This is a genomic window from Methylobacterium sp. Leaf99, from assembly GCF_001422375.1.
Lineage (GTDB): Bacteria > Pseudomonadota > Alphaproteobacteria > Rhizobiales > Beijerinckiaceae > Methylobacterium.
Genome location: NZ_LMMU01000001.1, coordinates 1,939,382 through 1,964,194, shown reverse-complemented (window position 1 = coordinate 1,964,194; position 24,813 = coordinate 1,939,382). Strand labels below are relative to the sequence as shown.

27 protein-coding genes are annotated in these 24,813 nt (G+C 66.4%); 24 read left to right on the top strand and 3 right to left on the bottom strand.

Annotation, left to right across the window (positions count from 1 at the left end; all coding sequences use genetic code 11):
• The first annotated feature begins 48 nt into the window (after window positions 1-48).
• The 7 genes from ASF28_RS09065 to ASF28_RS22410 all read left to right on the top strand — a co-directional run bounded on the left by ASF28_RS09065 (window position 49) and on the right by ASF28_RS22410 (window position 4,559).
• Window positions 49-759, top strand: coding sequence for a hypothetical protein (locus ASF28_RS09065; RefSeq protein WP_157085441.1), 711 nt, complete (start codon window positions 49-51; stop codon window positions 757-759).
• A gap of 2 nt (window positions 760-761) precedes the next feature.
• Window positions 762-1,142, top strand: coding sequence for a DUF1064 domain-containing protein (locus ASF28_RS09060; RefSeq protein ID WP_056090441.1), 381 nt, complete (start codon window positions 762-764; stop codon window positions 1,140-1,142).
• Window positions 1,139-1,426 (top strand): hypothetical protein, encoded by a 288-nt coding sequence (locus tag ASF28_RS09055; protein WP_056090438.1) that lies wholly within the window; start codon window positions 1,139-1,141, stop codon window positions 1,424-1,426. Before ASF28_RS09060 ends, ASF28_RS09055 begins: the two co-directional genes overlap by 4 nt.
• The gene (locus tag ASF28_RS09050) at window positions 1,423-2,013 is read left to right on the top strand and encodes a hypothetical protein (RefSeq protein ID WP_056090435.1); all 591 of its coding nucleotides are present in this window, start codon (window positions 1,423-1,425) and stop codon (window positions 2,011-2,013) included. Before ASF28_RS09055 ends, ASF28_RS09050 begins: the two co-directional genes overlap by 4 nt.
• Complete coding sequence (locus ASF28_RS09045) at window positions 2,010-3,449, top strand: primase-helicase family protein (protein ID WP_056090433.1); 1,440 nt, start codon at window positions 2,010-2,012, stop codon at window positions 3,447-3,449. Before ASF28_RS09050 ends, ASF28_RS09045 begins: the two co-directional genes overlap by 4 nt.
• Before the next feature lie 267 nt (window positions 3,450-3,716).
• A complete protein-coding gene (locus ASF28_RS09040; RefSeq protein WP_056090431.1) occupies window positions 3,717-4,097 on the top strand; it encodes a hypothetical protein in 381 nt (126 codons plus the stop codon).
• 105 nt (window positions 4,098-4,202) lie between these two features.
• A complete protein-coding gene (locus tag ASF28_RS22410; RefSeq protein ID WP_157085439.1) occupies window positions 4,203-4,559 on the top strand; it encodes a hypothetical protein in 357 nt (118 codons plus the stop codon).
• 67 nt (window positions 4,560-4,626) lie between these two features.
• Here the strand turns inward: ASF28_RS22410 and ASF28_RS21625 are convergent, their stop codons facing one another.
• Entirely contained in the window at window positions 4,627-4,812 is a 186-nt protein-coding gene (locus tag ASF28_RS21625) for a hypothetical protein (protein WP_082476071.1), read from the bottom strand.
• Between the two features lie 184 nt (window positions 4,813-4,996).
• Between ASF28_RS21625 and ASF28_RS22405 the strand changes: the two genes are divergently transcribed.
• Window positions 4,997-5,233, top strand: coding sequence for a hypothetical protein (locus tag ASF28_RS22405; RefSeq protein ID WP_157085437.1), 237 nt, complete (start codon window positions 4,997-4,999; stop codon window positions 5,231-5,233).
• A gap of 215 nt (window positions 5,234-5,448) precedes the next feature.
• Window positions 5,449-6,426, top strand: coding sequence for a hypothetical protein (locus tag ASF28_RS09030; RefSeq protein WP_056090425.1), 978 nt, complete (start codon window positions 5,449-5,451; stop codon window positions 6,424-6,426).
• Between the two features lie 199 nt (window positions 6,427-6,625).
• Here ASF28_RS09030 and ASF28_RS09025 read toward each other — a convergent pair whose 3' ends face one another.
• Entirely contained in the window at window positions 6,626-11,599 is a 4,974-nt protein-coding gene (locus ASF28_RS09025) for a beta strand repeat-containing protein (protein ID WP_157085436.1), read from the bottom strand.
• An 826-nt stretch (window positions 11,600-12,425) separates the two neighbouring features.
• Here ASF28_RS09025 and ASF28_RS09020 point away from each other — a divergent pair.
• The 8 genes from ASF28_RS09020 (at window position 12,426) to ASF28_RS08995 (ending at window position 16,221) form a co-directional block, all read left to right on the top strand.
• Entirely contained in the window at window positions 12,426-12,692 is a 267-nt protein-coding gene (locus ASF28_RS09020) for a hypothetical protein (RefSeq protein WP_056090419.1), read from the top strand.
• A 338-nt stretch (window positions 12,693-13,030) separates the two neighbouring features.
• Window positions 13,031-13,873: a recombinase family protein gene (locus ASF28_RS09015; RefSeq protein ID WP_056090417.1), complete on the top strand. Its 843-nt coding sequence runs from the start codon at window positions 13,031-13,033 to the stop codon at window positions 13,871-13,873.
• A 43-nt stretch (window positions 13,874-13,916) separates the two neighbouring features.
• Window positions 13,917-14,114 carry a hypothetical protein gene (locus tag ASF28_RS22400; protein ID WP_157085434.1) on the top strand — a complete coding sequence of 66 codons (198 nt, stop codon included), beginning with the start codon at window positions 13,917-13,919 and terminating at the stop codon, window positions 14,112-14,114.
• Window positions 14,111-14,287 carry a hypothetical protein gene (locus ASF28_RS22395; RefSeq protein WP_157085432.1) on the top strand — a complete coding sequence of 59 codons (177 nt, stop codon included), beginning with the start codon at window positions 14,111-14,113 and terminating at the stop codon, window positions 14,285-14,287. The genes ASF28_RS22400 and ASF28_RS22395 overlap by 4 nt, the downstream gene beginning before the upstream one ends.
• Window positions 14,287-14,538, top strand: coding sequence for a hypothetical protein (locus ASF28_RS23580; protein WP_056090413.1), 252 nt, complete (start codon window positions 14,287-14,289; stop codon window positions 14,536-14,538). Before ASF28_RS22395 ends, ASF28_RS23580 begins: the two co-directional genes overlap by 1 nt.
• A gap of 340 nt (window positions 14,539-14,878) precedes the next feature.
• Window positions 14,879-15,094 (top strand): hypothetical protein, encoded by a 216-nt coding sequence (locus tag ASF28_RS09005; RefSeq protein ID WP_056090411.1) that lies wholly within the window; start codon window positions 14,879-14,881, stop codon window positions 15,092-15,094.
• 176 nt (window positions 15,095-15,270) lie between these two features.
• Window positions 15,271-15,474 carry a hypothetical protein gene (locus ASF28_RS09000; RefSeq protein ID WP_157085430.1) on the top strand — a complete coding sequence of 68 codons (204 nt, stop codon included), beginning with the start codon at window positions 15,271-15,273 and terminating at the stop codon, window positions 15,472-15,474.
• Between the two features lie 165 nt (window positions 15,475-15,639).
• Window positions 15,640-16,221, top strand: coding sequence for a hypothetical protein (locus ASF28_RS08995; protein ID WP_056090406.1), 582 nt, complete (start codon window positions 15,640-15,642; stop codon window positions 16,219-16,221).
• A 169-nt stretch (window positions 16,222-16,390) separates the two neighbouring features.
• On the opposite strand, the gene ASF28_RS21620 is transcribed toward ASF28_RS08995, so the two are convergent.
• The gene (locus tag ASF28_RS21620; RefSeq protein ID WP_082476070.1) at window positions 16,391-17,419 is read right to left on the bottom strand and encodes a helix-turn-helix domain-containing protein; all 1,029 of its coding nucleotides are present in this window, start codon (window positions 17,417-17,419) and stop codon (window positions 16,391-16,393) included.
• Between the two features lie 400 nt (window positions 17,420-17,819).
• Between ASF28_RS21620 and ASF28_RS08990 the strand changes: the two genes are divergently transcribed.
• The 7 genes from ASF28_RS08990 (at window position 17,820) to ASF28_RS08960 (ending at window position 24,800) form a co-directional block, all read left to right on the top strand.
• Complete coding sequence (locus tag ASF28_RS08990) at window positions 17,820-18,308, top strand: hypothetical protein (RefSeq protein ID WP_056090403.1); 489 nt, start codon at window positions 17,820-17,822, stop codon at window positions 18,306-18,308.
• Window positions 18,301-20,304 (top strand): terminase gpA endonuclease subunit, encoded by a 2,004-nt coding sequence (locus ASF28_RS08985; protein WP_244474934.1) that lies wholly within the window; start codon window positions 18,301-18,303, stop codon window positions 20,302-20,304. The genes ASF28_RS08990 and ASF28_RS08985 overlap by 8 nt, the downstream gene beginning before the upstream one ends.
• A gap of 27 nt (window positions 20,305-20,331) precedes the next feature.
• Window positions 20,332-20,535, top strand: coding sequence for a phage head-tail joining protein (locus ASF28_RS08980; RefSeq protein WP_056090396.1), 204 nt, complete (start codon window positions 20,332-20,334; stop codon window positions 20,533-20,535).
• Between the two features lie 5 nt (window positions 20,536-20,540).
• A complete protein-coding gene (locus ASF28_RS08975) occupies window positions 20,541-22,064 on the top strand; it encodes a phage portal protein (RefSeq protein ID WP_056090393.1) in 1,524 nt (507 codons plus the stop codon).
• Window positions 22,039-23,229 (top strand): head maturation protease, ClpP-related, encoded by a 1,191-nt coding sequence (locus ASF28_RS08970; protein WP_056090391.1) that lies wholly within the window; start codon window positions 22,039-22,041, stop codon window positions 23,227-23,229. The genes ASF28_RS08975 and ASF28_RS08970 overlap by 26 nt, the downstream gene beginning before the upstream one ends.
• Before the next feature lie 67 nt (window positions 23,230-23,296).
• Window positions 23,297-23,671 (top strand): head decoration protein, encoded by a 375-nt coding sequence (locus tag ASF28_RS08965; RefSeq protein ID WP_056090388.1) that lies wholly within the window; start codon window positions 23,297-23,299, stop codon window positions 23,669-23,671.
• Window positions 23,672-23,771: 100 nt separating this feature from the next.
• On the top strand, window positions 23,772-24,800 hold the full coding sequence (locus ASF28_RS08960) for a major capsid protein (protein ID WP_056090385.1): 1,029 nt from the start codon (window positions 23,772-23,774) through the stop codon (window positions 24,798-24,800).
• The last annotated feature ends 13 nt before the right edge of the window (window positions 24,801-24,813 follow it).

Below are 24,813 nucleotides of genomic sequence, written 5' to 3'. Positions count from 1 at the left end.
CGGCGAAGCAGGGAGCCGGGCGGCCGACATCGGGCGTGGTGCCCGTGCATGGAGAGTGAAATGGAAGCCACAACAGACGCTTCGTTGCAAGCAGCAAACTCCGCCACCCTGGCGGGTGCAACTCTTCGCGGGGACATCCGCGACGGCCTCTTGAGCATCGTACGGGACATGGAGACGCCGTGGTCGAAGCTCTCGGAGCTCGATCAGCAGTGGCGGATCGAGGCCGTCGACAAGCTCGCGCAGAAGGTCGTGCGGCAGTCGATCCAGCTCATCGCGAACCAGGGCTTCCCGCACCTAGCCATGCGCACGGGCAAGTGGAACGTCGGCGACGGGATCAAGCTCGAGATCACCGGCGCGGCATCCGTCGAGAACATCACCCGGCTCGCCGAGCACGGCCAGGGCGAGTGTATCGTCGTGCTGGCCGAGGTCGGCGAGTACTTCGGCGAACGCCGAGCGGCCGCGGCCGAGCCCGATCAGCGGACGATGGATCTCGACGCCGGCGACGACGTCCCTGAGATGGATCTGGCCGCGCGCAACGCCGCCATGATCGAGAAGGCGGAAAGCCTCGCCGGCGTCACGATCGACCTGAGCCAGTTCCCGCCAGATCGGCGTGCCGGGCTCCGGGACAAGATCACCGCGCGCGGCGGCCGTTGGTACGAAAGCGACGCCGAGGGCGATGAGGGTGAGGCGCCGGCGGCCGAGGCCAGCAGGCCGGCGCGCTCGCGCCGTCGTGCGATCCGCGAGACGGAAGCGGCCTGATCATGAACGCCCCCGTCCAGCCCCGTCGGGCCGGCTTGGGGGCGTCCGTTCTCGCGCTCGGACGCCTCAAGACCGGTGCCATGAACAAGACCGAGGAGGCGTATGCCCGCCACCTCGAAACGCTGAAGGCTGCCGGTGAGGTCGCCTGGTACCTGTTCGAGGCCGTGAAGCTGCGGCTCGCCGACAACTGCTTCTACTCGCCCGACTTCGCCGTGATGCGGACGGACGGCTCGATGGAGATGCACGAGGTCAAAGGCTTCTGGGCCGATGACGCGCGCGTGAAGATCAAGGTCGCGGCCGAGCGTTTCCCGTTCCGGTTCGTGGCGATCCGGGTGCGTTCCAAGAAGGCCGGTGGCGGCTGGGAAGTCGAGGACTTCTCATGATCAGCTACAGCCGCCCCTCCGACTTGCCCCCGGCTTCCCAGCGCGTCGTTGCCTGGTGCATCGCCGGCTGGATGCTCGTCGCCGAGCCGGCCCCGCGCGGCCGCCGCTATCGGCTCGACCCGCCCGTACCGGCCCCGCCGGCGCCTCGCGGCCCCTACGCGCAGCGCGTCATCACGCCGGTCGCCGCTGAGACCGCGATCGCCAGCCGCTTCCTCGTGGGCTGCGGCGACGGGCTGTTCGGCGACACGGCACAGTCGTGGGTCATCGCGCGGGGGCAGGCATGAGCCGCAACCGGCACCACGACCCCGAGCTGCAGCATGCCCGCGGCTCCGGCCTGCGCGGCATCGACTTCGCTTGGCTGCTCGACCAGGACGTCCCGGGCCGGCTCAGCGCCTGGCCGGCCGCGACGGGCTTCGACCTGATCTTGCGCGACGTCGTCCTGTTCGGGCGCGGCGGCCGCTTCGAATTTGCTCGCAACCTGCGCGATCCCGGTGCCGAGCGCGTCGTCGCCTACACTCTGCTTGCCCGCGATGCCGCCGGTTCGCCCCTCGACGTTGTGGCGTGGCACCCGAAGACCACGCGGGTTGCCACCTGGCTCGGCCAGGCCGGTCTTCTTGGCGCCGAATACCCGTGCCCGGCCACCGCCGACGATCCCCTCTTGATCTATCCCGACCCGGCCGCCTGGATGGCTGATGGCCGCCGAGGCGTGGTCGTAGTTGACGAGCGGCTCGGCCGGGCCGACCTGCTGCTGGCAGGCTCAATCCGAGCTGGGGATATCGACCACGGCACGAAGCTCAAGGCCATGCTGTCGAAGGTGCGGCTTCCCTCCATCCTCGTGCCGGCCGCTACGGTCCCAATGGCAGCCGCATGAACCGGCCCGTCAATCTCAAGCTCGCGACGGCGCAGGATGTCGTCCGCAGGAGCGATCCGATGCAATCGGACGCAGGCGGATACGATCTCGAGGAGATGAACCGCGAGTACGCGTTCGTGCTGATCGGGTCGAAGGCCATCGTCATCCGCGAGAACGACGACGCGCCGATTGAGCAGCGCATCCGCTATCTGACCCTGGATTCGTTCCGGCAGTGGTCGCTGAACCGCTTCACCGAGATGCGCGACCACGACGGGAAGGTGAAGACGGTCACCTGGGCAAAGCGCTGGCTTGGGAGCAAGGCGCGGCGCCAGTTCGACGGCGTCGAGTTCCACCCGGACGCCAATCCGAACCCGCTGCTTGCCGGAGGTACGCCGGGATACTTCAATCTGTGGCGTGGTTGGGCGACACAACCGAGCCGCGGCGGCTCATACGCGGTGTTCCGCGACCACCTACTCACGAACGTCTGCGGCGGCGACCAGGCCCTGTTCCGGTGGACGTTCGGTTACTTCGCCCACATCTTCCAGCGCCCGCGCGAGCGCCTCGGGGTCGCCCTCGTGATGCGCGGCGGCCAGGGGTCGGGCAAGACCATCGTCGGCGCCACGATCGGCTCGCTCATCCCGGCGCACTACTTCCTCGTCGACAGCGAGCGCTACCTCACCGGCAACTTCAACGCCCACATGGCGAGCTGCCTGCTGCTCCAGGCCGACGAGGCCGTATGGGCCGGCGACAAGCAAGCCGAGGGCCGGCTGAAGGGACTGGTGACCTCGACCGAGCAGATGGTCGAATCCAAGGGCATCGATCCGATCCGCCTAAAGAACTACGTCCGGGTCATCATGACCTCGAACGAGGACTGGGTCGTCCCAGCCGGCAAAGATGAGCGGCGCTTCTGCGTCCTAGATGTCGGTAGCGCGAGCGCCCAAAACACCGGCTACTTCTCCGAGATGGAGGCTGAGCTGTCGAACGGTGGACGGGAGGCCTTGCTCGCCGATCTGCTCGCCTTCGACTTAGCGAGCGTGGATCTGCGCCATATCCCACGCACGGCGGCCCTGCTCGAACAGAAGATCCACTCCCTCGACCCCATCGACGGGTGGTGGCTCGACCGGCTGATGGCCGGCTCGCCGTCGCGAAAGCTCTCGGTGTGGCCGACCGAGATCTGGACCGATCTCATGCGCGACGACTACTTCGAATCGTCCGACCGCATCGGCGTTCGCAGGAAAAGCGCGGAGACCGTGCTGGGCTCGCGGCTGAAGCGGCTTATGCCGACCCTTCACAGGGTAAAGCGCTTCTGGAACACCCCGGAAGGGGAGCGCAGGGTCTGGTGCTACGCCTTGCCCTCGCTAGCGGAGTGCCGGCGGTCGTTCGAGCGTGCCGTGAACCAGGCCGTGTCCTGGGAGGATCCCGACGACGCGCCTGAGCTCCCACACCTCGATGAGTGAAGTGCCCCACCTGTCCCACCTCAAGTTAAAGGTGGGACACCTGCAAGTATCTGATTTCATTGGCAGTGCCCCACCTGCCCCACCTGTCCCACCTTTTCCCTCGCGTGCGCGCGTAAACTCACGTCTCCGGCAGGGCCACCGCTCTACGAAAATATCCTATCTCTTTAAAAAGGTGGGACAGGTAGGACAGGTGGGGCAACACTAACAATATCAATCGCTTATCGCGCCCCACCTTGTGACCGTAGGTGGGGCAGGTGGGACAGGGGAATGATCGTGAAAAAGCAGCCGCAGTTCACCGTATCGGCGCTGTCGCCGAGCATCGTTCCAGCGCTCCCGGGTTATCGGGTTGTCCGGTTCTACGTCGAGGACGCCATCACATCGGAGACCACGGTCCATGACCTCGAGATGAGCCAGCACACCGTGGTGGCATGGCTCGTGTCACCACAGATGCGGTTCGACGAGGGCAATCCATATCCGGAGGTCATCGACCACGGCTTGGAGCCCCTGTATCCATTCGGAGGCGCCTCGCAGGACGAGGATCTCATCGTCGATCCGCTGGGCCAGTGGACCGCATACGAGCAGACCTTCGCGGTTGAGGCAGCGGCTCGTGCTTGGTGGCTGGATCGGGCGCGCCGCAGGGCGCTGTGACCGTCATCATCGGTTGGCCCGGGAACGCGCTCATATTGGACCTTTCTGGGGCCGCCGCCGCTAGCTACCCCTCAAGCGATCCCGCTCGTGTTGGCTGAAAACACCTTGCCGACAACCCGTCCCGAAGGCCCCGATCCCCCGTCAGCCTATCCGCCCGAGAATGTCCGCCTGTGGCTCCTGGCAGCCTGGGCGGGCCACAGCGAGGCTGATGCGCAGGCAGGCACGAAACCCGGCGACGTGCGGGTGCAGCGCTGGCCCGAGCTCCATATTCACGACTGGCGGATGAAGGCGCAGCTGAAGGCTTGGCTCAACGCCCAGGTCGGGCGCGAACCGAGCTTCCGGGAGGCCTGCCGGATCGCGGGCTGGGACCGGCGCCAGGCTCTACGCGGGGTCGACATGGCGGTGACGCTGATCTCCATCGGGTTGAGCGTCGAGCCATCGATCGTTTCACATGGTCTGTAGCCGTGGAGGGATACCGCTTGGCGGTGCGCTCCACACCCAGGACCTCTACGTCCAGTTCGCTGTAGTCTTAACCGCCCCCGGCATTTTCAGTATCGCTTGAGCTTTCGCCAGCGCGCTTGGCAGCTTCGCGGCCGATTTCCATCAGCAGAGCCCGAGAGAGAATTTTGATTTCTAGGGTTCCAGACTTCAGAACGGCTTCGTGGGCTGCGAGGCACGCATCCACCATCATCGCGAAAACGTCGTCATCCGCCATTACCCGAACCAATCAACCGCCGCCCAACAGCGTCGTGTCAAATGATAGTTTGGGAGCAAGTGGCAACCCCCGAATTTTTCTTTTTTGCCCCCCCTTCCATCGGGCTCCAATCCAGATATTTCTGCGCCTAGATTGTGCGCAAGGCTGTTGCACACAATACATCTCTGTACGCTAGGGGACATTCATGTTCAGTCATGAAGAAGGTCGCGGCGCCTCGAATAAAGTAGGGGATTTGCTTCAGAAATTAGCCGATACGCTTGGTCGCCCGGTATCCGCATTTTACGACACAGAGCCGAAAGGCCATAACCAAACTGCCGAATTGTTGCGGCTTTGGTTTGTCATTGAGGATTCCTCAAACCGTGAAACCGTGCTGAATCACATGCGCATCATTGCGGATGAGCTCACATGTCGCCCTCGATAGAGGTGTTGCTTTTCACATTTCATGCTTTGACTTATTTAAGGTGGGATTGTTTCAAGGGTCAGCATCTTTGTCGGAGGACGATCGGTTGGCGAACCGGTTGTCGCAACTGATTGTTCCAGTTGCTGATCCCCTTGACTTTGCCGCCAGCGCCATCGGACCCGTGTATTCAGTTGGCGCGCCCATGGAGCCGCGCCTGAAACCTCAGGGGCATCACCGTGACCGCGTCGGCCATCCCGTCGTCCAGCACCACCCATCAGAACACGAAGACCCGGCGCATTCTCCCGATCGAGGAGGCCCTGCGCTGGTGCGTCCGGGACGAGCTCCCGAAGCGTTGTAACGACGGCGGCCTCATCTGCGGTGGGGGTGCACCGGTTCACCCCATGTGGGCGGGCGGCCTCTTCACGAAGGTCGACAACTGGAATCGCGAGCCGGGCATGCCGCTGGCCCTGGGCGATCCGAGCCCGGACGCGCTCGTCATCGAGAGCGAGCTGCTGCTGCTTGGACAGGAGATCAAGCGTGCCGATGCCGGCCTCGGCCAGCAGCCGCTCGACCTGAGCTCCTACGAGATCGGGCACGGCCTCGGCCCCAGCGTGCGGGTCGATCCGATCATCGCCCAGGTCCGCCGCGACGTCGTCGAGCGCATCATCACCCTGGTGCGTCGCGAGGCGGTATCTTGGCTCCTGACTTGCGCCGTGAAGGGTGGCCGCCCGGATCATGGTGGGCCAGCTGAGTGCGAGAGCGTGAAGGGCACCCGCGGCCAGGTCACCCTCTGGCTCACCGTCTCAGCCCAGGCCGGGACCGGGCCCGACGGCGAGCCATGGTTCATCACCACCGACCAGAAGACGACGCCGGCGAGCGGCGGCATCTACCGGAAGGGGACGTTCTGCAAGCTGCACTGGGTCCGTGACATCGACAGCGTCGCCGAGGACCGGGCCCGGTATGCGGTCTGGCACGCTGCCCTCGCGCTGCTCGCGTCGCGCCTGAAGGGTCTGGCCACCCTCGCCGTTGGACCGCCCGCCGCGCCCGCCACGCCCTGGATCAGCGAGCCGACGCCGCCCACCGTGCTGAGGAGCCTGCTGCCGGCGAACGACCCCGGGCTGGCACCCCTGCGGATGGCACCCCTAAGGCACCTGCCCCGCCCGGTCTCCCCGGTCCGGCGGATCGACCCGGCTACATACCCGAACGCCGCCTGAGAGCCCCCCCCGCGGGCGTCTATGACCCGTGCCTAACAATGCTGCAGGTCGATCCGTACTGATCCAACGGGACTGGTCGGCACCCTCGCGACTGGGTCGCATGGGCATCAAGCTCAGAGCCCAACAAAAAGCCCGCCTGTCGAGGGCAGCGCCATACAGCGCAGCCGACGACAGACGGGCCTGGAGGCGCGTGTGGAGTTTACCCGGCGAGCTGGAAGCCGCCCTCGATCACACCCACGAGATGGATCTGTGCCTCGGGGCTCTGGGAGATCTCCAGGGCCACCGTCGCCCGCGATACGCCCTGTGCGATCTGGTTGAGGTAGAAATCGACACCGCCTGCTTCCGGCGCCCGACCCAGAGCGCCTTGGTACAGGTTGTTCACGAACGTGGCGTCGTTGCCGCTCGGGTTGCGCCCAGCATACTCGGTCGAGGTCAGGATCGCCGCTGCAGTCTGATTCAGCCGACCTGCCTCGCCAGCTGCTCCACCCTCACCGTTCTCCACGAAGTTCGTCAGCGTCTTCAGACCGTTTGCGTCCGGGGCACGGCCGAGCAGGCCGTAGTACAGGCGCGCCACGCCCGACTCCGAGGCATCGGGCACGAACACCCCAGCCTGGAAGATCGGCGCGAGTTTGGACTGCGCCTCATCGCTCGTCGCAAGCTGGACCACGACCGTAGCGGCGCTGACCCCGGCCGCGAGCTCACCGGTGAAGGTCTGCAGGCCTGACGCGTCGGCCGCCCGCCCGAGGAGCTTCTGGTACAGGCTCTGGACGAACCCGTTCGGATCGGCTGCGGCGTTCGGAGCGCTGGCGCCCTCCGGAGAGCCGAGCAGCGCGTTAGCCACATCGGTGAGGCTGGCTCCGTTCTGGATGGCGGTGGTGAAGGACTCCAGGCCGAGCGGATCAGGCGTGCGGCCGAGGACGGCCTTGTACAGGGCATAGACGGGTCCGGCGCTGGCACCGACCGGGCTCGAGGTGTCCGTTACCGTATCGCCGAAGAACGGGGCGTTGTTGGGCTGCGGTGTCGGTCCGGACGGCTGCGTCGGCGTGGGGGTCGGCGTCGGCGTCGGCTGCGTCGGGCCGGGCGTGATGTCCCGGATCGCCACGTCGTTGCCGTCACCACCGCGGTAATCGATGACGTAGCTGTGCCCCTGAGTGGAGAAGGTATCGTTGTTCGCCAGCGCGAGTGAGGCGCCATTGATACGCAGGCTGGTGAAGCGCCCGGCGACCGTGTCCGTAAGGTCGTTGGCGATCAGAATCAGGTTCTGACCGACGCTACCGGAGAAGTCGGCGGGGGTGGTGAAATCGAGCAACCCGGCGAGGCTGACGGCGCCCGTGACGTTGACCCGATCGGACGTGAGCGAGTTGGTGACGTCGGTATGAAAGATGGCGTTGGCGCCAAGCGTCAAGGCACCGGTGTTCAGGATGCCGACGGTGTTGATCGTGCCGGCCGAGATCGTGCCGGCGACCGCGACGGTGCCGGCGATCGTGCCGGTGCCAGCCGCCGCAACCGTCCCGCCGAGGATCGCCCCGGAGGCGACGGTGACGGCCGAGCCGGCCGCGAGCGAGCCATTCACCAGCAGCGTGCCGGCCGAGACCGTGGTGGTGCCTGTGTAGGTTTCGGCGGCGGTCAGCGTGAGAACGCTCGACACGCCTGCCCCGAGCTTCTGGAGCGTGCCAGACCCGGAGATCACGCCGCCGAAGGTCACGGCGTCCGAGCGGTTGAAGACGAGCGCACCGTTGTCGACGATGGCACCGGTGATCGACCCGGCCGTGCCGCCCGCGCCGATCTGCAGCGTGCCGGCGGAGATGGTGGTGCCGCCGCTGTAGGTGTCCGTTCCCGTCAAAATCAGGGTGCCAGCGCCGCCCTTGGTCAAACCGCCATTGCCGCTGACCACACCCGACAAGGTCAGGGTGTCACCGACTGTGGCGGTCACCGTGCTCGTGGCCGCGAGTGCGACTGTGCCTGCCAGGGACGCAGTTCCCGTTCCAGTGAGTGCCGCGCCGCCGTTCAGCGTTACTGCCTCGGCGCCGATCGCGACGTTGGCGATCGTCAGGTTGCCGCCGCTAGCGACCGTCGTGCCCTCTGCGGTGCTGCCCAGCGCCGAAGCGTTAGCCGCTACCAACGTGCCGGCGTTGATCGTGGTCAGGCCCGAATAGGTGTTGGCGCCCGACAGCGTCTGCGTGCCGGTGCCGGCCTTTATCAGAGCAAGCAAACCGGTTGTGCTGGCGTCCTGGATAATGCCGCTGAACGTATCGGAGCCGTCGGCGATGCCGACCGTCGTCGTCTGCGTGCCCTGGAACCCGCCCTGCAGCGTCCCGGCGCCGGTGAGACGGTCGACAATGATGGTCCCTTCAACCCCATCGAATGTCGCACCGGAGGCGATCCTAAGACTGCCTTGGTTGCCGATCCAGGAAGCCTGATTGTTGTTGCTGCCGGAAAGCCTTCCGGCTTGGACATCGATCAACCCATCCTTCGCAAGCGCGATGCTGACGGTGCCGCCGGTGCCGCCGAAGTCGAACTGACCCGTGCCGGTCTTGGCGATGTTGCCGGCACCGTTGAAGGTGTTGCCGGCCTGGAGGATGGTGGTCGCCGTCGTGTTGTTCAACTCGACGACTGCGTTCGCGCTGATCGTCACGGTGCCACCGGTGCCGAAGGCGCTGCCAGTGTTCTGCGCGATCACGCGGCCGCCGGTCACGTTGGTGGTGAGTGCACCGTTATAGCCGCCGGTCAGCACGAAGGTGCCGGCATCCTGCTTGTTCAGCGTGGTCAGGCTGGAGACCGTTGCCATGCCGAGAGTGCCGCTGGCGCCGTTGGCAGCCGTGCCGTCGCCCGTGCCGCGCAGGTTCAGCGTGTTGGTGCCGCCGCCGAGGGCGAGGGTGCCCACAGTCGCCGCGCGGTTGGTGCCGGCGGCCTGCAGCACGACTGTCTGCCCGGTCACCGGGTCGGTGGTTGTGGCGCCCGTGCCGTTGGTCCCGGTGCCGGTGTAGACCGAGACGGTATCGTTCCCGCCGGAGCCGAGGATCGAGCCCGTCGCCGATCCTGCGTAGAGGTTGGCGGTCAGCGCCCCGCTGTTGAAGGCGGTGATCCCGGCCGCATTGCTGCCGATCGAACCATAGTTGTCCACGGTCAGCGTCCCGGCGCCCACCGCGATGCCGGCATTCCCGGTGCTGGTGATCGTGCCGACGTTCAGCACGGTCGAGGCGCCGCTCCGGACGACGACGCCGTTGCTACTATTGCCCGAGATCGTGCCGCCGCCGAGGTTGGTCAGAGTCAGCGCTGCACCAGAGTCGATACCGTGAACGGCGCCTCGGATCGCGCCGCTGTTGGTGACCGTTCCGCCGTTGTTGAAGTTCACGCCGACGCTGCCGGTGCCGCCCTGGATCGTACCGCTGTTGGTGATGCTGCTGCCCGCGCCTGCGATCGCAATGCCGGCGGCGTTCGTTGACTGGATCAGGCCGCCGCTGCCGTCGCGCGTGCCGGTGTTGGTGATGGTGGCCACGCCGAGCACGGTCACGCCGTCGTTGGCGCCGCCAGCGACGGTGGTGATCGTGCCGGCATTGGTCAGGGTTAGGTTGCCGTTGGCGTAAACACCGGCGCCGGCGCCGGTACCGGGGTTTCCGAAGCCGGTGTGGCGAATGATGCCGCCGAGCTGATTGTCGACCGTGCCTGCAGCTCCGAGGCTGACGCCGCGCCCGCCGCTGTCGATCACTCCTCCGGCCTGGTTGGTGATCGTGCCGCCGGCGCGGAGTTGCACGCCCGCGATGCCGCCGGGCGCGATGGTGCCGGGGTTGCCTGCGGTATAGCTGCCCGAGGCGATCGTGCCAGCATTGTTGATCTGATCAGCGGCGTTCGAACCGACCACACCATACTTGCCGACGATCGTGCCGCCGGCTGCGTTGGTGAGGGTCAGCTTGCCGCCACCATCGCTTCCGACGCCGAAGCCGTTGCCTGAGTTCGTGCTGTTCTGCCCATAGATGACGCCGGTGGCGTTATTCGTGACGGTAAGCGTACCCGGACCATGCTGGGTCACACCGTCGTATCCGGTGCCCTTGATCAGGCCGGAATTGGTGACGGTGACCGCTCCGCCAGCGGAAGCTCCACCGGTGCCATCAGCGTTCTGGATGACGCCGCTCAATGCGCCTACGATCGTCGCTCTGGCGTTGTTGACGATGGTGCCGCTCGTCGTCTGGCTCGTCAGCACGGCATCGGCGCCCGTCGAACTGATCGTGCCGCTGTTGCCGATCGTTACAGCGCCAGCCGATCGAACTGCAAAGCCGGCGGACGTGATTAAGCCACCGGCCTGGTTGGTCACCGTTCCGCCAGCATTAAGTTGGATGCCCGCTGTGCCACCGATGGTGATCGCGGCGGTAATGGCGTCGTAGCTGCCCGAGGCGATCGTGCCGGCGTTGGTAACATTCGTCGCAGTGCCGGTTCCGTAGACGCCGAAGATCTTGCCGACGATTTTGGCCGCGCTTTCGTTCGCGACCGTCAGGGCGCCGTTCGAAGAGTTGAAGGCGCCCCAGCCGGCATCTTGATTTCCTTGGCCGTAGATAACGCCACCAGTGCCGGTGCCATTCAGATTGCCATTTAGGTTATTGATCGTGATCGCGCCGTCGCCATTAATCTGACCAACGCCGGCATTGTCGCGGCCGGCAACGAGACCGTAATTGTTGACGGTGGTCGTACCGGACCCTACTGCGCCGAGGCCGGACGCGCGGCCTTGGATTGTCGCGCTGGGCGCGTCGGAGGCGCCGTTCGTAACGGTTCCACCCCCAGTGGTCTGAATGGCGTCGTTATTGCCTGAGGGTACGTTGGCTACTGTACGCGTGTCGGCCGAGCCCAAGTTGGTGAAGGCGCCACCGTTCAGCTTAACGCCGTAGAAGCTGCCACTTGCCGCGACCGTCACTCTCGATGCGTCAGACACAGTGAACCCACCGGCCTGCGTCAGCGCGCCTGTGAAGGTCAGCGTGGGTCCACCAGTGAACCCCGACACGGATATCGCGCCCGCACCACTAAGGTCGCCCGCAAGGGTAAGTGAACCGTCAGTAGTGTTTTGAACATTCAACGTATTAGTCAACGGAATAGTTGTAAAACTAATCGTCTCGGTCGCGGCATTATTTGAAGCTAAATCGATTTGGGCCTGCAGATCGACCTGATTAGTAGGGTTCGCCATAACAATCCTGCCAACTCACCAAAACGTATTCATTCGATCACTGCGGCTGCGCGGCGGACGCCGCAATCGACATCTCGATCGAAATCCTTGGTAAGCCAGTAACCTCTCGGCCAAGGCGGGTAAATTGTCTGTGCGTCCCAATCTGCGCTGGAAACCGTATTCGATCCTCACGATAGCGTGAGACATAGGCGAACGGCCAATATCCCCCACGCCAAAATCGCCACTAAAAAAAACAACGACTGTAATTAACAAATGATATCCTCAACATTATTTTCTTGAAACGCGACACGATCTGTGGTTCATCCATAGCCAATGAAGTCCGTAGTTTTATTTTCACATCAATACTACGGCAATGCATAACTCTAAAAACCGGAAACTATAGGTGAGAGCTAGAGAAATACTCTGCGATCGAAGGCCAAAGATTGTTTGTGCCCGACGGCGATATCGCGATGGCCGAGAAATCGCTGGACATACAACTATCGCTTGACGTATGGCTCAAATCGCAAAGTTGTCTTCGGCCCCGGCGCTCCCGCTCCGGGGCCGTTGTCGTTTCAGGCTCCCCTGAACGACGCACGAGCTGGTGCGGCGCGCGGATCGCGCGGAGAACAAGGCCTCTCAGTATCGTCGGTAAGCCAGGACGCCCTTCGCCCGGAGGCGACGGCACGCGAATGCGCGCGCCCGCCGGTTCCAGCTGAGCCCCGACCCGCACCATCCCTTTTTGCCGAGCGCATCCCGCGCCGGCTCGTTCCTGCCCGTGAACCCGGTCAACAGCTTTGGCGTTGGCACGGCTGACGCGGATCAGCTCTTCTGACATGATCGGCACCCGATGAGCGCTCAAGCGATCGCCACCGAGATGCGAGCCGAGTTGCGCCAGTTCCGGCGTCGGACCCGCTATGGCGACCAGGCCCAGTGGCTCGAGGCCAAGGACAGCCACTGCGCAATGATGGAACGGCTTCTCGCCGACCTCATGCGCGCGATTGGAACACCCGCCCTGCTCTCGATGGCGCCTGGTCACCGGACGCTCGGTCGTCGTTCCGTCCAGGTCGTTATCCGCGACCGCGTACCGGCGAAGCGGACGGCAGCGCGGGCGTAACAGCGGACCGGACTGCTCGCTGGGTTGGGGTAATCCGGCCCGCCGGCCACCGCCCTGAGGGGGGCGATCGAGTGGTGGCGGATGTCCATCGCAAATCAGCATTGCTGGCGTGTTTCCGGCGTTCGGGTCGCGGCAAATCCCACGCAAATATGCTGGGCCTTATGCAACCGGCGGCGCAGATCTGAGAAATCGGACGGCAGGGCCCGGCATAAACGCCGGATCAGCCCGCCACAGAGCGAAAACCACCCGATTTTCCGAACTCTCGACGCCTCGCCGGCTCTCGGAAATCCGAGATATCCGGGCATCCGAAATCTTTGCAGAAGCCGTACGGGAAATCGATGATCGGATCGGCTCGCATCAAGCGGTTGAAGGGCCGCTCGACGAAGGTCGGCCCGGCCGCTTCCACCTCAAAGGTCCGCGCTGTCGGCTACGTCCGCGTCTCGACTGAAGGTCAGGTCGCCGATGGCCACGGCATTGACGCCCAGGAACGCGCGATCCGCGCCTTCGGAGTGAGCCAGGGCTATGAGCTCGTCGATCTCATCCGAGAAGAGGGCATCTCAGGCGCTTCGCGACCTGGGGAAAGACCCGGCTTTGTCCGCGTACTGGAGCTGGCTGAAAGCCAATCCTTCACGGTGCTGCTCGTCTACAAATTCGACCGCCTCGCCCGCCACCTGCTCCACGCGGTTACCACCGTTCACGACCTGCGCGACCGCTTCGGTGTTGTCCTTCGGAGCGTGAGCGAGCCGATCGATACGAGTACGGCGATGGGGGAGATGATCTTCACCATCCTCGCCGGCATGGCGGCCCAGGAGCGCATCACAATCACCGAGCGCACGATGGGCGGTCGGAAGGAAAAGGCGATCAAAGGCGGGTTTGCCGGCGGCCGGGCGCCGTACGGCTACACCCACGACCAGGATCGCCGCCTCGTTGTTGTCGAGGAGCAGGCCGCCGTCGTCCGCCGCATCTTCGCCGAGCGCGCCGCCGGGATCACGCTCCAGCGGATCGCGGACGGACTGAACGCCGACGGCGTCCCGGCCCCGACCGGCGGCATCTGGCGCGCCGGCGGCGTGCACTACGTCGTCGACAACCCGAAGTACCAGGGCAACGTCGAGTACCTGTTCCGCTTCGGCGGCGCCGAGCAGCACGTGCTGCGCCCCGGCGACCACGCCGCCATCATCTAAAGCCCCGCTCTGGCGGGGCTTTCTCGTTTCTGGGTGCCCTGCCGTGAACACCGTCGACCTCGCACGGCGGCTCGCCGGCTTAGCGCTGACTGTCGAACGCGATCGGCCCACGGCCGCCCAGTGGGTCGCCGTCATGGCGCTCGCTGCTCAGGCCGAGTTGGTGCCCGGCCACACCCGCGAGGTCGGGTTCATTGCGGGCCGCGCCTGCGTCCACCTCCATCCGTTGAAGAGCATCGCATGACCACCGCCGAGCGCGTCGCGGCCGACGCCCCCGATCCGGACCTGATCCTCACCTCAGAAGAGGTCGAGGATCTTGCCGACCGCGCTCCCTCCGAGGCAGCGCTCGCCAAGATCGAAGACGAGGAGCGCCGGCGCAATCGCGGCCGCGCCGCCCGCCGAGCATGGATGCACTGATGATCACCCAGGCCCAGTACGATGCGCTCGGGCCGCAGGGCCGCGAGATCATCGACCACGACCGGCGTAGCGCCGAAATCGCGGACATCATCGCCGAGCAGCCGGTCGTCGGCATCGACGTTGGCGAAGTCATCCGCGGGCGACACGCCACCCGCACCCGACTGTCGGCCGCCGCCGCCACGATCTGCAAGCGCGGCACGCCCGTCGACGGCGGGTCCGCCCCCCGCACCGCCAGCATGGGGCGCCGCTGATGCTGGCCATCATCGCAGCGGCGGTCTCGCTCGCCGCGCCCCCGGCGCCTCCGCCCCCGCCCGGGCCGAAGCGCCCGCCCATCATCGCAATCCTGCCGATCCGGCCCGAGCCCGAGGCTCGCCGGCGGCCAACCTGGCGCCCGGTGAACTGACCATGTGCAGCATCTCATTCGCTCTCGGCCGCTGGCGCAAAGAGCGCGGCCTTCCCCGCTCCGTCCCCCTCGCGGCGAGCATCTGTCTCGCGAGCTACGCCGCCGGCTTCGAAGCCGGCCGCACCCGGACACGCGGTCAGCGGCGGTGACGCGCCGACCGTAAGCCTGCCCTCCAGCCTGGTGCTTCAATGTCCGCGACGCAGTTTCCCGAGCGCGGGCCAAGCCCGCTCATCCCCATCGCCGTCGCCGTCGGCTTCTTCGCCGGCCTTCTCGCGGGGCGCCCGGCCAAAGCCAACGACCTCGCGGTGATCGGGTACCGCATCGAGGTGCGGGCTTGTCAGGCAGAAGCATGTCTGCACCTACCGGTCTCGGCGCGGCGCTGGGACGGCGAATACGCCTGCTAGTCCCGCGCGGCCCTCATCGAGCGCTTCGCGGAAGAGGCGGGACTTCCGGCGGACCTTCCGCCCGGCACTTGGTCGATCCGAACACGTTGCGCCCCCATCGTCGGTTGGCGGAGCGCTTGATTGTCTCGCTTCATCCGCGTCTTCGCGCGCGGCCCCTTGAGCAACCGGTGATCCACATGCACGTCGCACGCGTCCTTGCCGCCCTCGTGGTCGGCGGCCTCGCCTCGATCGCGCTGGCGCACCTGCTCGCCGACGCCTTCCGACCAATTTGGGGGGATCAGGCCGCGGTCCGAGCTGTATTCAGCGCCCCGGTCGTAATCCTCTTCGCGGCCTGGGTCACGGTGCTCCTGACCTATCCCGTGCGCCGGGCTGATCCTTGAGCTGCACCCGGTGTGGGGAACGGCGCAGAGTGATCGCCGATGCGGTCCGCGCGGCCGTGCATGGTGATCTCTCCCGCTTCGGCGCCGCGGCGTCCTCCGTCCAGCGCAGCCTCCGGACCGACGCGGCGGCTCTGGCCCTGACCCTCATGCGCAGGAGCCAAGGCGATGAGCGGCGGCCTTCACGTCACCCTCGACGCGGCTAGTATCGCCCGCCTCGGCAATCAGATCGGCGCGGCCGGCGCGCGGGCGCCCCTCGCTCTGGCCCGTGCCATCAACCACACGGGCGACAAAGCCAAGACCCAGATGACCCGGGCGCTGACCGTGCAGACGGGTCTGAAGCGTCGGACCATCGTCAAAGCGCTGCGGGTCAACAAGGCTGGTGGAGGTGGGCTCACCTACACGATCCGCTCTGCCGGTGGCGACATTGGTCTGAAGTACTTCGGCGCGCGCGAGACCCGGACCGGCGTCAGCGCGGCGCCTTGGGGCGCCCGCAGCATCTACCCGCATACCTTCATGAAGGCGGGCTGGTGGCCCAAGCGGGTGACCAAGGGCAACTGGAACGGGCACGTCTTCGAGCGCGCAGGCTCGCGTACGAAGAGCGGCATGGACCGCTTCCAAAAGGTCAAGTCGGGGGTCTTCATCCCCGAGGAGATGGTGAAAGGGGCCACGGCCGCAGCATTCAACGGCACCGTGGCGGCAGAACTGCCCGGGCGCCTGGAACATGAGTTGTCCCGCATCATCGGCTAAGCGCTCATGTCGCCGTCCGCTTCCGACCCGACTCAGTCATTCTAACCGGCCACCACGCTTTCCAACCGAGCGGACGCCGGTCTGCCGGCATAAATCACACCTTAACAACTGCTTTGGCCCGCTGGCGATGAATTGAGGGGTGGCGCAGACCTGAACCAACCGCAACCATTTAGTCGTTTATAGTGTCGTACCAATCTCGCATTCGCCCGGGGTGTAAGGCTTGAGCCGCCGAGATTGCGTCGGCTCGAAGAGCAGCCCGAAACTGATTCGGTGATTGTCCATAGATCTCCTTAAATACACGTGATCCGTGGTTTATACTTGAGAACCCGATTTTCTCCGCTAGAAAACTGATCGGCGCTGCTTTGTCTTGATGGGAAATCAGCAGTCGCATACGAGCGGCACGTCGACGCTTTACGACAGTTTCGATTCCGCCCACGGCTTGCATCGCACGATATAAAGAAGATCTGGAAACACCGATGCTACGGGCGACAGCGTCGGAGCTCAAATCTGCCCCGAGGTTGTTGTCGATGAAGATTTCCGCCCTGAGGCGCCGCGATAACTCCAAATTGCTTTCGCCAACGGCGTCACTGTAGGCCGCATCGGATCTTCCCTGGACCTGGCCGAGCATACTGGTGATGACGTGACCAACCCCGGCGGCTGAGGTCTCCGGGAAACTCGATGCACAGCGAAGGAAAGAAAGCACGGCTTGGCCGAGCGAGCCTTTCTCATCCCTGGGAAGGATGCTTCCATGCAGACGGCGCACGTCCGGCGCGACAGCCTCGACTTGATCGCGGGCCAAAATGACCGTGACGATATCGCCGTCGTCCACGATCGACCGCATCGGTAGGGTCGCGTCGAAAAGAACAGCGTCACCCGGGACAAGACGACGCTCTTCCCCAGGCCGACCGCTCACGACCCTGCCGGATCGTAAGACTTGGAGATAGTAGTGCTCGAAACCGTCGCGCCGAATGTGCGCAGGATCCCGCCTATGGTCGGCGCCGATGATCTGCCGATCGTACAGCGTCAAGCGGCCGAAATGTTGCGCAGCGATGGTTGCTTCGAATGTATCACCCAGGAGGTACGTCGCCGCTCCACTCGACTGGATCATATCGTGATAGAAGCCAAAGCTGTTGGCCGACGACCTGCTCAGATGGCTCCGCTGGGGGTTCTTCGCCTGCGGGATGCCAGAACTTGTCATACTCTCGTCAGTCGGTGCGGTGGAACACGTCCATCAGATAGCAGGATAGCCGGGTTGCGGCCAAACCACATAGCCGCGATCTGCGCTCATACTGCGCTGATCCTGACGTCCATAGGTTGATCCCGAAATCGCCCTACGGACGTCGGCAACGAGGCTCGGGAAGGTCCGCTCCCCCACCCAATTCTCACGTTTGGATGGTGGCGAGCGCTCGTATCGAGGGCATGGGCGGGCCGGGAGCTCGCCGCACGCCCTGCAATTTCCAGCGGGCGAGCCGGGAGGGGAAGGGGGGCCTCACGGGTCCTTCCCAGGTCCCTTCCCCTCTGCGGGCAATAGACCCCGGGTTCTGCGCGTATTTCGGGTTTCCGATTTCTCGATTTCGCTTTCGCTTTGAGGTTGCCCGATGGAGGTCTCGACAGCCGACCTCGCGGAGATCCTCGGCGTCTCCGCCCGGCGGGTCCAACAGCTTAGCGGGGCAAGGGTTTTTCGGAAGTTGAGCCATGGCGAATGGCTCCTGCCGGAGTGCGTCCAGGCCTACATCGAGCACAAGGTCAAAAGCGAAACGGCAAGGCAGGATCGCAGCGACCTGAAGGGCGCCGACCGGCTGAAGGACATCAAGACCCGGCGGGAGGAGTTGAAGCTCGCCCGCGAGGAGCGTGAGCTCGTCCCCCTGGTCGACGCGATCTTCGCGATGGACCGGGTGGCGGGCGAGGTCGCCCTGCAGGTGAACAACGTCCCGGCCCGCTTCACCCGCGATCTTGATGAGCGCGAACGCCTGCAGGTGCAGATCGATGACGCTCTCCAATCCGTGGCAGACCGCATCGCGGAATGCGGCGCGGCTCTACGCGCGGACCGCGACGCTGATCCGCCCGCAGAAGAGGACGATGCCTGACGTCTGGGGTGCCGAGAACCGGGTCTATCCGCCCAGCTCCGGCTACCCAGGCAAGCGCAACCCCTACCTGACCCCCTACGGGGTGCCCTTCGGACGGGCGATCGCGCGGCGCCGGCACAAGCGCTGCGTCTTCGTGGTCTCGGCCCAGAGCGGCAAGTCCGAGACGATCCTCGACGTGATCGGCCAACGGCTCGACCAGCAGCCGGCCCCGATCCTCTACGTCGGCCCCAACAAGCAGTTCATCACCGAGCAGTGGGAGCCGCGCATCATGGCGCTGCTCGACGAGGCGCCCACCCTCGCGGCCAAGGTCGCCCGCGGCAAGCGGATGACCAAGACCCGCAAGGTGATTGCCGGCGTCCCGCTGCGCCTCGCGCATGCCGGCTCGTCCACCGCCCTGAAGTCGGACCCGGCCTCGCTCGCCCTCACGGACGAGGCCGACGAGCTCATGGCCAACGTGAAGGGGCAGGGCGATCCGATCGGCCTCATCGACGCCCGCGGCGATACCCACGCCGACTTCGTGCACGCCATGGTGTCGACCACCTCGCGCGGGCCGAAGGAAGTCGAGAAGGACGAGGTCTCGGGCCTGGAGTTCTGGAAGGTCCAGCCCGCCGACGATATCGAGTCGACGATCTGGAAGTACTGGCAGGCCGGCACCCGGTACCACTGGACCTGGCGCTGCCCGCACTGCGCTGAGCGGTTCGTGCCGCGCCTCGCCTGCCTCGAGTACGAGCACAAGGGCGAGGAGGCGAAGACTACGCCGGCCCGCGCCAAGGAGACGGCGCACCTCGTCTGCCCGAACCATGGCTGCATCATCACCGAAGCCGAGAAGAAGGCGATCGAAACCACCGGCCTCGAGGTGGCGCCCGGCCAGCACGTCGACGAGCACGACAACGTCACGGGTGATCCACCGGAGAGCGATACCTGGTCGCTCTGGGCGTCGGGCCTGTGCTCGCCGTTCCAGAGCTTCGGCGACCGCGCTGCCCGCTACGTCGAGGCGATCCAGACCGGCGATCCGGAGAAGGTCCAGACGGTCACGAACGCCGCTTTTGGCGAGCTGTGGATGCCGAGCGGCGGCGACGCGCCGGAATGGGAAGAGGTGTGCGACCGCCGCCTGCCCTACCGATTCCGCGAGATCCCGGCCGGCGTCATGCTGCTGACCTGCGGCGTCGACGTGCAGAAAGACCGCCTCGTCTACGTGGTCCGCGGCTGGGGCGCCCGGAACGAATCCTGGCTCATCGAGCACGGTGAGATGTTCGGCGACCACCACGACACCCGGCTCGACGACGTCTGGATGGAGCTGGCGGAGCTGATCGAGAACGGCATCGGCGGCCTGCCGATCCGCCGGGTATTCATCGACGCAGGCTTCCGCCCCGGCAAGAAGGACGCCGGTGACGAGAACACGGTCTACGAGTTCTGCCGCCGCCATGCCCGGCACGTCTACCCGACGAAGGGCTACGACCACCGGACGGTGCCGCTCTCGGTCAACCGGATCGAGGTAAGCCCGGTCAGCGGCAAGGCCGGGTACGGCCTCGACCTCGTCCGCCTCGACACCGACGTCCTGAAGTCCTGGGTCCATTCCAGAATCCGGTGGCCGCAGGATCAGCCCGGTGGCTGGCATCTGCCGCTCGATGCGACCGAGGACTTCTGCCGCCAGATCGTGTCCGAGGCCCGCGTGCGGAAACCGGGCGGCGGGTCGATGTGGCTGCGCCGGTCCCGGCACAACCATTACCTCGACGCCGAATGCCTGGCCTACGGCGCCGCGAAGATGATCGGCGTCGAGCGCCTCAGGGTCGAGAGCGGTGCCAAACCACCGCCCCCCGCACCCGCCGTGGTGCCCGAGGCCGAACAGCCCGCCCCCGCGGCGGAGACGCCACCGCCCAAGCCCGCCCCGGTCGTGGCCCTGCGCCCGACCCCGGCGGCCCCACCCCCGCCCGCAGAAACGCCCGCACAGTCGAGCGGCTTCCTGGGTCAGCGTCGGGGGTTCCTGCGGCGCTGACCGGCGCCGAAGCACGAAAGGCTTCCCATGGCCTACACCGACAAGGACATCGCCGCCCTGAAGGCGGCGATTGCGACGGGCGCGACCAAGGTGCGCTTCGCGGACAACCGCGAGGTCACCTACCGCACCCTCGCCGAGATGCGATCGATCCTCGCCGGCATGCAGGCCGAGGTCACCGGCCGCGGGCAGACCAACCGCTACGTGGCGGGCTACCGCTCCAACCTGTCCTGACGCCGATGGCTGGACCCAACCTCCTCGACCGCGCCATCGGATGGGTCTCGCCGCGGCGCGAGCAGGCCCGGGTCCAGGCGCGCGCCCGCACCGAGGGCATCCGCCGGGCGACCGCCCTCTACGACGGCGCCGCCCGCACCCACCGCACCGCCGGACGTCAGATCTCGACCTCGGACGCGAATGCAGAGGTCCTGTACTCGTTCGGACGGCTGCGCGACGTCTCGCGCGACCTCGCCCGCAACAACCCCTATGCGACCCGGGCGGTGTCCGGGATCGCCTCGAACGTCGTCGGTACCGGCATCCTGCCGTCCATCATTGGCGCCGGGGTGAAGGAAAAAAAGGCGCTGCAGCGCCTGGTGCGCGAGCACCTCGACACCACCGACATCGACCTCGAGGGCCGCAACAACCTCTACGGCCTTCAGGCGCTCGCCATCCGTACGGTGGTGGAGAGCGGCGAAGCCCTCGTCGTGCGGTACCTGCCCGAGGCCAGCCTCGGCCTGAAGGTGCCCCTGCAGGTGCGGGTGCTGGAGCCGGACTACCTCGACCCGAACAAGCACGGGCCGATCGGTGACGGCAACATCTGCTTCCAGGGCATCGAGTTCGACCGGCACGGCCGGCGCGTGGCCTACTGGCTCTACCCTGAGCATCCCTACGGGGTGTCCTACCGCCGGTTCGGCGCCTCGAAGCGAGTCCCTGCGGCGGACGTGATCCACCTCTACCGGGTGGATCGCCCCGGGCAGGCCCGCGGCATCCCCTGGGCCGCGCCCATCGTGATGACGCTGTGGGATCTCGGCGACTACGAGGATGCCGAGCTCATGCGCCAGAAGATCGCCGCGTGCTTCGCGGTCTTCTGGATGGACAAGGAGGGCGGCGGCCCGGCCTTCAACGCTGATGGCTCCGTCAAGGAGACCGAAAGCGGCAACCCGGTCGACATGCTCGAGCCCGGCCTCGTCACTCGGCTGACGGGCGGCTCCGACGTCAAGTTCGCCACCCCGCCGGTGACCCAGGGCTATCCCGAATACACCCGCGCGCAGATCCGCAAGATCGCCGTCGGGTTCGGGGTGCCGGCCGAGCTGCTGAGCAACGACCTCAGCCAGGTCAACTTCTCGTCCGGCCGCCTCGGCTGGCTCGAGTTCCAGCGCTCCATCGACATGTGGCGCTGGCACATGCTGATCCCGCACCTCTGCGTCGGGATCGGCCGCTGGTTCCTCGAAGCCGCGACGGTCCCGCTCAACCGGCCAACCACTGCGACGCTCGAATGGACCCCGCCGCGGCGCGAGATGATCAAGCCGAGCGAGGACATTGAGGCCGCACGCGATGCGATCCGCTCCGGTCTGTCGTCCCGCTCCGAGGAGCAACGCAAGCTCGGGCACGACCCGGAGCTGATCGAGGCCGAGATCGCCGAGGACAACATCCGCGCCGACAAGGCGGGGACGCGGTTCGACAGCGACGGGCGCTTCCCGATGAACGCGGCCATGCCGCCACCTTCCAAGGCAAAGCCTGATGGACAAGCCCAGCCTCCTCGTTAACGGGGAGATCCTGCTCTACGGCGATGTCGGCGACCCCTACTGCTGGGGCGACGGCTTCACCGTCACCGACGTGGCGTCGGCCCTGGCCGAGCACGGCGCGGGCGATATCACCGTCCGGCTCAACTCCGGCGGCGGCATCGCCTTCGACGGCGTCGCGATCTACTCGCTCCTGCGCTCCCACGAGGGCGCCGTGCACGTCATCGTCGACGGCATCGCGGCCTCGGCCGCCTCGCTGATCCTGATGGCCGGAGACACGCGCGAGATGCGCGAGGGCGCGATGGTGATGATCCACGACGCGGCCGGGCTGACCTTCGGCACCGCCGCCGACCACCAACGCGACGCCACCGTCCTCGACAAGCTCTCCGACCAGTACGCCGGCATCTACGCCGCGCGCTCGGGCCTGGGACGCGAAGAGGTGCGCACGCTCATGCGCGCCGAGACCTGGTTCACCGCCGACGATGCGGTGGCGAAGGGTCTCGTCACCGGCAAGGCCGAGAGCCTCGCCGAGCCCACCGCCAGCTTCGACTACCGGCTCTACGCGCGCGCCCCGAAGGGCCTGCCGAGCCGGTTCAAGCCCCAGGCCGCTCCGGCGGCGACGGCCGCTGCGGCCGAGAAGGAACCCCCCATGTCCGACGCCAAGCCCGCCCAGACCCCCGCGCCGAAGGCCTGGGCCACCGACTTCTTCGCCGCCGCCGGCGAGTCGAACCTGTCGATCGTTACGCTCCTGGAGATCGTCGCCAAGGCCGATGGCCTCGACGCGGCCAAGGCCAGTCTCACCGAGGCCGTCGCTGCGAAGAAGGCCGCCGACGAGGCTGCCGCGGCCGCCGCAGCCGCCAGCGCCACGCTGCCCGAGACCAAGCCCGAGCCCGTCGCCCCGGTGGCCTCAGCGCCCAAGGCCTGGTCCGTGCAGTTCTTCACGGCCGCGGAGAAGTCCGGCCTCGGCCTCGCGACCCTCAACGGGATCGTGGCTTCGGCTGGCAACCTTGAGGTGGCGAAGGACGCCCTAATCGACGCGATGGCGGGCGCTCAGGCCTCGACCAAGCCGAGCCCGGCCGGTGGCCATCACGGCGGCGGCAACCCGGCGAAGGACGACAAGGCCGGCGGCATCGTCGCCGCCTACCGCAAGGCCGGCGGCCGCACCCGCGCCGACACCGCCGCTCGCTGAGCCGCGGGCCCCGGCCCAACCCCATCCATCCCTGGCGCGGCGCGCCGAGAACCAGGAGTGAGCCATCATGGCCCTCAACGAGACCAACACCTACCGTCCCGAAGCCCTCCTCTCCGGGACGATGCCGGTCTATTCGGAGCCCGACACCTACGCTGTGGGGGCGGTCGTTGCGGCCAACACCGTCGTGGGCCGGGTCACCGCGAGCAAGAAGCTCGTCAAGTCGGTGAAGACTGCCAGCGACGGCTCCCAGAAGCCCGTCGGCATCGCGGTCGCCGACGTCGACGCTTCTGCCGGCGACGCGGTGGGCCCGACCTACAAGGCGGGTTGCTTCAACCCCGACGGCCTGGTGATCGACGCCAGCTTCACGGGTGACGATCTGCGCCTCGCCTTCGAGGGCACGCCGATCTTCATTCGCAAGACGCTGAACCTGACCACCGTCTGATCCGACCGGCGGGGCGGCTTTGAGCCGCCCTGCTGCAACGACCGCCTGCCCTGAGGCAGGCCGCACGCCAATCCCCCGACATCGCTATCCGGAGCCCGTCATGAGCCTGGTTTATGACACCCACACGCTCGCCCGCGTCATGGACGAGCGGATCGACACACCGTCGACCTTCCTGCTCGATCTGTTCTTCGGCACCACCCAGAACTTCGATACCGAGACCATCGACTTCGACCTGATCAAGACCGGCCGCAAGCTTGCGCCGTTCGTGCACCCGGACGCCTCGGCCAAGCCGACGAACTCCGGCGGCTACATCACGAAGAGCTTCAAGCCGGCCAACGTGAAGCTCCTCGAGGTAGTGAAGCCCGGCCGCGCCATGAAGCGCATGGCCGGCGAGCGCTACTCCGGCGACATGAGCCCGGTCGAGCGCATGGACGCCGTGATGGTGGACGTGCTCGCCGCTCAGGAGCGCGCCGTGCTCTACCGCCTCGAGTGGATGGCCGCCCAGGCCCTGCGCTTCGGCAAGGTCAAGGTCGAGGGCGAAGACTACCCGTCCCAGACCGTCGACTACGAGCGCGACGAATCGCTCTCGGTCAACCTCACCGGCGCGGCCCGTTGGGGCGAAACCGGCGTCAAGCCGCTCGATAGCATCGAGACCTGGGCCCAGGCGGTCCAGGACAAGTGCGGTATCGCCCCGGGCATGGTCGTGCTGGGCGGCGGCGCCTGGAAGCTCGCCCGCCAGGACGACGACTTCCGAAAGGTCCTCGACGTCCGCCGCCAAGCCACCGGCAACGTCGAGCTCGGCCCGATCAAGCCCGACGACGTCACCCGCGCCCGCTACGTCGGTGCCATCGGCGACTTCGAGTTCTGGGTCTACCAGCAGAGCTTCGAGCAGGCCGCCGGCGCCTCCGAGCGCTTCATCGACGACAACAACGTGATCATGGGCTCGCCCGCGATCGAGGGCGTGCGTGCGTTCGGCGCCATCCAGGACGTCGGTTCGCTCGTGCCCCAGGAGATCTTCCGCAAGGTCTACGACACTGAGAACCCCTCGCGTCGCAACGCCTACTCCGAGTCGGCCCCCCTGGTGGTGCCGTCCCGCGTGAACGCGAGCTTCTGCGCCAAGGTCAAGTAACACTCGAACGATA

Excerpts from the sequence above, each read along its gene's own strand:
- ASF28_RS09065 (WP_157085441.1), top strand. The coding sequence starts at position 49 with ATGGAGAGTGAAATGGAAGCCACAACAGACGCTTCGTTGCAAGCAGCA.
- ASF28_RS09060 (WP_056090441.1), top strand. The coding sequence starts at position 762 with ATGAACGCCCCCGTCCAGCCCCGTCGGGCCGGCTTGGGGGCGTCCGTT.
- ASF28_RS09055 (WP_056090438.1), top strand. The coding sequence starts at position 1,139 with ATGATCAGCTACAGCCGCCCCTCCGACTTGCCCCCGGCTTCCCAGCGC.
- ASF28_RS09050 (WP_056090435.1), top strand. The coding sequence starts at position 1,423 with ATGAGCCGCAACCGGCACCACGACCCCGAGCTGCAGCATGCCCGCGGC.
- ASF28_RS09045 (WP_056090433.1), top strand. The coding sequence starts at position 2,010 with ATGAACCGGCCCGTCAATCTCAAGCTCGCGACGGCGCAGGATGTCGTC.
- ASF28_RS09040 (WP_056090431.1), top strand. The coding sequence starts at position 3,717 with ATGATCGTGAAAAAGCAGCCGCAGTTCACCGTATCGGCGCTGTCGCCG.
- ASF28_RS21625 (WP_082476071.1), bottom strand. The coding sequence starts at position 4,812 with ATGGCGGATGACGACGTTTTCGCGATGATGGTGGATGCGTGCCTCGCA.
- ASF28_RS22405 (WP_157085437.1), top strand. The coding sequence starts at position 4,997 with ATGTTCAGTCATGAAGAAGGTCGCGGCGCCTCGAATAAAGTAGGGGAT.
- ASF28_RS09025 (WP_157085436.1), bottom strand. The coding sequence starts at position 11,599 with ATGGCGAACCCTACTAATCAGGTCGATCTGCAGGCCCAAATCGATTTA.
- ASF28_RS09020 (WP_056090419.1), top strand. The coding sequence starts at position 12,426 with ATGAGCGCTCAAGCGATCGCCACCGAGATGCGAGCCGAGTTGCGCCAG.
- ASF28_RS09015 (WP_056090417.1), top strand. The coding sequence starts at position 13,031 with ATGATCGGATCGGCTCGCATCAAGCGGTTGAAGGGCCGCTCGACGAAG.
- ASF28_RS22395 (WP_157085432.1), top strand. The coding sequence starts at position 14,111 with ATGACCACCGCCGAGCGCGTCGCGGCCGACGCCCCCGATCCGGACCTG.
- ASF28_RS23580 (WP_056090413.1), top strand. The coding sequence starts at position 14,287 with ATGATCACCCAGGCCCAGTACGATGCGCTCGGGCCGCAGGGCCGCGAG.
- ASF28_RS09005 (WP_056090411.1), top strand. The coding sequence starts at position 14,879 with ATGTCCGCGACGCAGTTTCCCGAGCGCGGGCCAAGCCCGCTCATCCCC.
- ASF28_RS09000 (WP_157085430.1), top strand. The coding sequence starts at position 15,271 with ATGCACGTCGCACGCGTCCTTGCCGCCCTCGTGGTCGGCGGCCTCGCC.
- ASF28_RS08995 (WP_056090406.1), top strand. The coding sequence starts at position 15,640 with ATGAGCGGCGGCCTTCACGTCACCCTCGACGCGGCTAGTATCGCCCGC.
- ASF28_RS21620 (WP_082476070.1), bottom strand. The coding sequence starts at position 17,419 with ATGACAAGTTCTGGCATCCCGCAGGCGAAGAACCCCCAGCGGAGCCAT.
- ASF28_RS08990 (WP_056090403.1), top strand. The coding sequence starts at position 17,820 with ATGGAGGTCTCGACAGCCGACCTCGCGGAGATCCTCGGCGTCTCCGCC.
- ASF28_RS08985 (WP_244474934.1), top strand. The coding sequence starts at position 18,301 with ATGCCTGACGTCTGGGGTGCCGAGAACCGGGTCTATCCGCCCAGCTCC.
- ASF28_RS08980 (WP_056090396.1), top strand. The coding sequence starts at position 20,332 with ATGGCCTACACCGACAAGGACATCGCCGCCCTGAAGGCGGCGATTGCG.
- ASF28_RS08975 (WP_056090393.1), top strand. The coding sequence starts at position 20,541 with ATGGCTGGACCCAACCTCCTCGACCGCGCCATCGGATGGGTCTCGCCG.
- ASF28_RS08970 (WP_056090391.1), top strand. The coding sequence starts at position 22,039 with ATGGACAAGCCCAGCCTCCTCGTTAACGGGGAGATCCTGCTCTACGGC.
- ASF28_RS08965 (WP_056090388.1), top strand. The coding sequence starts at position 23,297 with ATGGCCCTCAACGAGACCAACACCTACCGTCCCGAAGCCCTCCTCTCC.
- ASF28_RS08960 (WP_056090385.1), top strand. The coding sequence starts at position 23,772 with ATGAGCCTGGTTTATGACACCCACACGCTCGCCCGCGTCATGGACGAG.